The sequence below is a fragment of the Okeania sp. SIO2F4 genome (genome assembly GCF_010672385.1).
Lineage (GTDB): Bacteria > Cyanobacteriota > Cyanobacteriia > Cyanobacteriales > Microcoleaceae > Trichodesmium.
Genome location: NZ_JAAHGT010000640.1, coordinates 1 through 5,746, shown reverse-complemented (window position 1 = coordinate 5,746; position 5,746 = coordinate 1). Strand labels below are relative to the sequence as shown.

Genomic DNA, 5,746 nt, shown 5'->3' with positions numbered 1-5,746 from the left:
TAGTGAATTTTGTTTCTTTAATGTTTTGGTTAATTGTCGCAGTTGTATATGTACTTTTACTCTTGCTAAAACCTCATTTATTTTGATTGGTTTAGTAACGTAATCCACTGCTCCCACTTCAAAACCGGTAATCTTATCTTCTGTATCTGATAAAGCGGTCATGAAAATTACAGGAATATCTCTAGTTTCTGGATTAGCTTTTAAGCGTTTACAGGTTTCAAAACCATCAATTCCAGGCATTAAAACATCGAGCAAAATAATATCTGGACTATTGTCTATTGCTTGTTTTAAACAACTCTTACCATTCATAGATACTAAAATCTTAAAATTATAGCTCTCTAAAACACTAACTGCTAATTTCATATTGATTGGATTATCATCCACAATTAAAATAGTGCTGTTTAGTGCTGCAGTTTGACTATTATTTTCAACTATACTCATTTGACTTTATACCTAATTCTAATTTTCCGATATTTATAGGAGACTTCGTGGCAGTTGTCAGGGAATAGGGAATAGGGAATAGGGAATAGGGAATAGGGAATGAAATCAACAATTTCATATCTTGAAATTGATTTAATTAAAACTTTTGCAAGAGGTCTAGGGTTTTAAAACTTTAATTAATTGTTAGTAAAAATTCACTGACAGCTTGAACAAATTCTCCTGTTGACTCATAAGGTAAAACATTTCGCCCTGATATTTGATTACCTTTTGCTTGAGGCAAAGATTTTAAATAAGTGTTCATTCTTTGTTCTGGAATTTCAGTTTTGTCTGTTTTACTAATAGTTGATGCTTGACTTCCTACTAATACTAAAGTTGGTTGATTGATTTGAGCGATCGCCTGACTAAAATCCTGTCTCCAAAAGCCTGCTAAAAAAGAAAAAACAGCATATTGACTTTGGGGATTTTTTGCTCCTTTTTCCAAAGTATCTAACCATTCTTCGTCAACTTGATTAGGATCGGCAAATAATTGTTTTTTCGAGAAAGAATCTAAAAATTTTCTACTGCGTGCATAGATATAAAAAGCTTTACCAATTGGTGAGTAAAAAAGATTCCATCTCAATTTGTTTTGCACAGGTGAAGCAGCTTTTTGTATTAAGTCTAGTTGAGGGGGTCCTGATAAGATTAAACTATGAATTAAATTTGATTTTTGTTGCAGTTTTACTAGAGATACAGCCACAGGAAATAAAGCACCTTGCACAATTAAAATTACTGGTTTTTGCACAATTGTCTCTAAAAAATATTGTAATTGTTCAGCCCAATCTACAGGGTAATATGCTACAGATGGCATATCACTTTCACCACACCCTAATAAATCTGGATTATAAATAGGATTTGGGAAATTTTCCTCCTGCCATAGAGAACAAAATCTATGCCAGAAAATTTTAGATAAACCGACACCAATTGGGTGTATTAGTAATAAGGGTATGCTGGTAGTATCACCTTGTTTTTGCGGATATAATTCATAGGCACAACGATACTCTTTCCAGGTATAGAATTCTGTCATTGGTTAAATAAGAGAGATATTTATTACATATATTTATACATAAATATATCATATTTTCTCAAAATAACCTATGGCTCATTCATACCTTAATAGCTTGACTGCTTCTGTTGGTGAGACTCGTCTCCATAAATTGGAAGTAATAATCAAGAAAACTCAACCAATAAATGCTTTAGTCCGATCGACAAAGTGTGGCGGTCTGGGAAAACATTGGTAGATACTTTATTTGTAAGTCATCGGTTATTATACCATGCATTAAAAAAGAATATTACGAATAATAAGCAGTATTAAAATACTTTATCGGAAATGTATATTTGACAAAAAATAGAAATTACGGCATAAAAAATGATATCAAAGCTATTCATTATGACTCCTGTTTCCTGAATTATAATAAATATTATAACTATTTGTAGCAAACATTTATCAATTTAGTATTAGCAGTCAGCATTTCCTAGATCATGCTCCGTCAACAGCTTGTTTTGTGAATTAAATTTTACATTTATTAGGGATATCTAAAGTTACCAAATAATTAATTATTAAGGTTGAATTTTTCTCCTTTTTAGGAGAAAAAAATCAAGTTTTTACTTTTGGTTGTTCCTACTTTTAAAAATCAAAGGGAATTATTAATTGTTATGATTTAACTATTATTTTTTAATTTTAATTTGCTCATATATATATTAAATCTGGGGAAAATATTAATAAATAAGTAAAAAAATAAGTTAGTTTTGCATAAGTATTCAGCCGTAATATATGAGATTATTAGCTATTAAATTATTGACCATTAAAAATGAATAAATATGGCAAAATTAAGCAACAATTAAAAATTACTATCAAAGCACATTAGCTAATTTTTCCTATTAGATATCTCCAAAATAAAAATTAAGGTAAAATTGTAGTAGCAACTATATATACGATATCTGCAAATGAATCAAGTCTTAGAATATATTTATCACCATCCAAAAGAGGCAAAGAGGATTATTGGTGTTACAGACAAGCAGCTAATAAAATTAATAGAAAATGCTCAAAAAATTGAATCAGAAAAAAAAACAAGCGATATAGCTGCCGCACTTTCTCCGCCAACGCTACTAGAGAAAAAGGATTAATCAAACCAGGAGGAGGAAGAAAAAAACTTTTAAAAAAATCGGAATAAATCATCTTGACTTTATATTATTTACATCATGTACCGACATTTCAAATGCTAGGAATCAACTTTGGGGTGAGTGAATCAACTGCAAATAATATCTTTCATTATTGGATAGATATATTACAATAATTATTACCAGGTAGTTTGTTAGAAGAATTCCGGACAAAAGAAAATGAATATTTATGGATACAGTAAATTTTAATAGAACAAAAATTAATTGTAGATAGTACAGAACAGAATATATATAGGCCGGAAGACGATGAGAAACATAAAAAATTAAAGGCTGGAAACAAGAAAAATCATACATTAAAAAACTAAATAATAACTACAGAAAAAGGTACAGAAATAGTAGATGTAATAGGGGGAGAAAGAGGACCAGAAAGCGATGTAAATTTACTCATAAAACAACAAAAAAAATGATAAAAAACAAAAATTTCAGGGAGATAAAGGATATCAAGGGGCAGAGAGAACGACGACTCCGAAAAAAAAGCCGAGAAAACAAGAACTACCACCAAAATTGAAAGAAGAGAACAAGGAAAAAGCGAAAAAAAGAATATTTGTAGAACATGTAATTAGGTTGATAAAAATATTTGGAGTAGCTAGAGAAAGATTCAGATTAAAAGATAGTAATTATCAAAAAGTAATTCTAACAATATGTGGTTTAGTCAGACTAAGAATAGGAACATTGATTTTAGTATAAAATCTCAATAATTGACTCAATAAAAAGAAAAAAAGATACAATAAAACATTGACGTATTAACAATAAGTACCTCAAAGACTGATAATGGTGTACAACATACTAACTAAAAATGCTTGGCAATTATAAAGAAGCTGAAGTCAAGCTACAGAAATGCTTTGGCAATTTTTGGAGATGTCTATTAATTAAAAAGCTTTTGGTACACTATCACTCAGGAAAAGCTGACCGCAAATATCAAATCCGGATGATTAGTTATTTTAGTTATTGCGACTGGAACGGAGTGGAAGGAACTAATCTCAAGGGTTGCACGAGATTGCTTCCCTTTAGTCGCTGCGGACGACTTTTCAACCAGATTCTATATAATACCTGAATCCTTACGATTTTGCTTTTATTCTAAAAATATCTGATTTGAACTGCAAAAATTACTTTTGCCAAAAATATGTAATATGTGGTAAAAAAAAGGTAGCACTAACAACCCAAATAATTCATTGATGGAAACCTTATTCCCCCTACCTCAAACTACACCAATTTTATTGATGATTAGAAAGCTCAAAAGATGGTACTAGGAAATGAATAATCTCAACTATCTGCTTTCACAAATAATCAAAAATGGTACTATATCACTACGCATTTAGGGCGCGGACATTGGTAAATCAAGTTTTCGGAGCATTTGGACACCGAAAAATCTCTGGTGAGATTACTTTTAACTTTTGACTTGTGCGTAGCACTATACTCTATTTTTCCTAAAATGCTCGACAAAAAATCGTGAATCTGACTAAATCTCTTTGTTGTTAAATTATCAACTAAAATTTTCCCTTTATACCTTATAGGAGTTTCCTAATATGTCTGACTTTTCCTCCCTAGACCTAGATCGACCCATTGAAAAATCATCTTTAACAGACACCCTCCGTCAACCAATATGGATAGCACTCTTTACCTCTGTGATTATCCATGCCATTTTAGGAATTAACTTACCAAAACTATCCCTATTCTCCGAGAAAGCTAAATTACCACCAACAGTAGGATTAGTCGAATTAACACCAGAACAACTCGAACGTCTCCCCCAACCAGAAGAACCAGATATTACATTATCTACAATACCAGCACCATCAGACTTTTCCCCTATTACACCACCAACTCCAGGTGAAGTACCATCTTTACCCCAATCTCCATCTTCAAAACTGCCAACAATACCATTAGACCCCTCAGACTACAACTTACCAAAATTACCACCCCTAGATTCTACCAGTTCATCCTCTTCTAGCTCTTCTTTTTCCACTCCTTCTGTTTCCAGGTTGCCCAGAAATCCCAATCCAACAGAATTTTCCTACAATTATCCATCCATACCAGGTAGATCGCCATTACCAAGAACACCAATATCTCCACTCCCACTACCCAATACAAATCGTCCACCTGCGGACATATTTCAAGTTGAACCACCACAAGATCCAAACCAAAGTCAAATAGATGAATATCAAATTAGGAAAAATTTAAACTTGACAGATAAAGTCTATGAATCAGGTTTATCTCGTCGTCCAACTCTAGAGATAGATCCTACAGATGAAACTTCTGTAGCTGAAAACTCAAGAAAATCATACTCGGCAAATTTAACATTGCCTCCACAACGTTACCAAGATAAAGTTGAAAATCAAACTGCTATTACTCCAAAAGAAAATAACAGCAATAGTCAACCACAAAAAACATCTGTAGCAACAGCAACTCCTAAAAAACCTTTACCTCCAGATCCGACAAAAAAAAATCGATTGTCAGAAGCACCAATAGTCAGACAATTACGAGAAGGAAAGACTATTCAAGATATCGCAGAGCAAGCAAAACAACAACAAAAGATAGTTGTTGCCACCCCCTCACCAACCGAAACCAAAAAATCTCAACCAGAAACACCATCTGAAGCAAAACAACAACAAAAGATAGTTGTTGCCACCCCCTCACCAACCGAAACCAAAAAATCTCAACCAGAAACACCATCTGTTGCTGCTGCTCCTAAACCGTCTCCAACTCTAGAAAAACCAAAAGAGTTTAAAGGTTCATTATTAGAAAAATTGGAACGACCACAACAACAAAAGGTTACTGAAATTATCCCTACTCCTAAACCATCTCCAAAACCTAAAGAAAATTTAGCTGCTGCTACTTTGGAAGAAACAACACCACCAACAACAGAGGTAAAAGTAACACCTTCTATTGCTCCTACTCCTAAACCTTCCCCATCAGTACAACCGCAAGCAGAATTTAAGGGTTCACTCTTGCAAAAACTACAGCAACAAAAGCAAACAAATGCTGCAGTTATTGAGGAGTCCCAGTCAAGAGAAATAGCTTTAGGTGCTGTTGGTGCTTATATGCAGTGGGCAATAGAATTAGAAGTAGGTGAAGACAGTTTGACTCAACA

Annotated in this window: 5 protein-coding genes and 2 pseudogenes; 5 read left to right on the top strand and 2 right to left on the bottom strand. The window is 33.0% G+C overall.

What is annotated here, in order from left to right; all coding sequences use genetic code 11:
• Both F6K22_RS29410 and F6K22_RS29405 read right to left on the bottom strand, forming a co-directional pair.
• On the bottom strand, window positions 1–441 hold a 441-nt coding region (locus F6K22_RS29410), incomplete at its 3' end, for a response regulator (RefSeq protein ID WP_293106274.1).
• Window positions 442–613: 172 nt separating this feature from the next.
• Entirely contained in the window at window positions 614–1,504 is an 891-nt protein-coding gene (locus F6K22_RS29405) for an alpha/beta fold hydrolase (RefSeq protein WP_293106271.1), read from the bottom strand.
• Window positions 1,505–1,574: 70 nt separating this feature from the next.
• Between F6K22_RS29405 and F6K22_RS29400 the strand changes: the two genes are divergently transcribed.
• The 5 genes and pseudogenes from F6K22_RS29400 to F6K22_RS29380 all read left to right on the top strand — a co-directional run.
• Window positions 1,575–1,718: a hypothetical protein gene (locus F6K22_RS29400; protein ID WP_293106268.1), complete on the top strand. Its 144-nt coding sequence runs from the start codon at window positions 1,575–1,577 to the stop codon at window positions 1,716–1,718.
• 706 nt (window positions 1,719–2,424) lie between these two features.
• Window positions 2,425–2,604: a hypothetical protein gene (locus F6K22_RS29395; RefSeq protein ID WP_293106265.1), complete on the top strand. Its 180-nt coding sequence runs from the start codon at window positions 2,425–2,427 to the stop codon at window positions 2,602–2,604.
• Window positions 2,605–2,696: 92 nt separating this feature from the next.
• Window positions 2,697–2,774: a helix-turn-helix domain-containing protein gene (locus F6K22_RS29390; protein ID WP_293106277.1), complete on the top strand. Its 78-nt coding sequence runs from the start codon at window positions 2,697–2,699 to the stop codon at window positions 2,772–2,774.
• A gap of 352 nt (window positions 2,775–3,126) precedes the next feature.
• Window positions 3,127–3,345, top strand: a pseudogene (locus F6K22_RS29385) (transposase family protein); the annotation flags it as partial.
• Window positions 3,346–4,184: 839 nt separating this feature from the next.
• A pseudogene (locus F6K22_RS29380) lies at window positions 4,185–5,746 on the top strand (hypothetical protein); the annotation flags it as partial.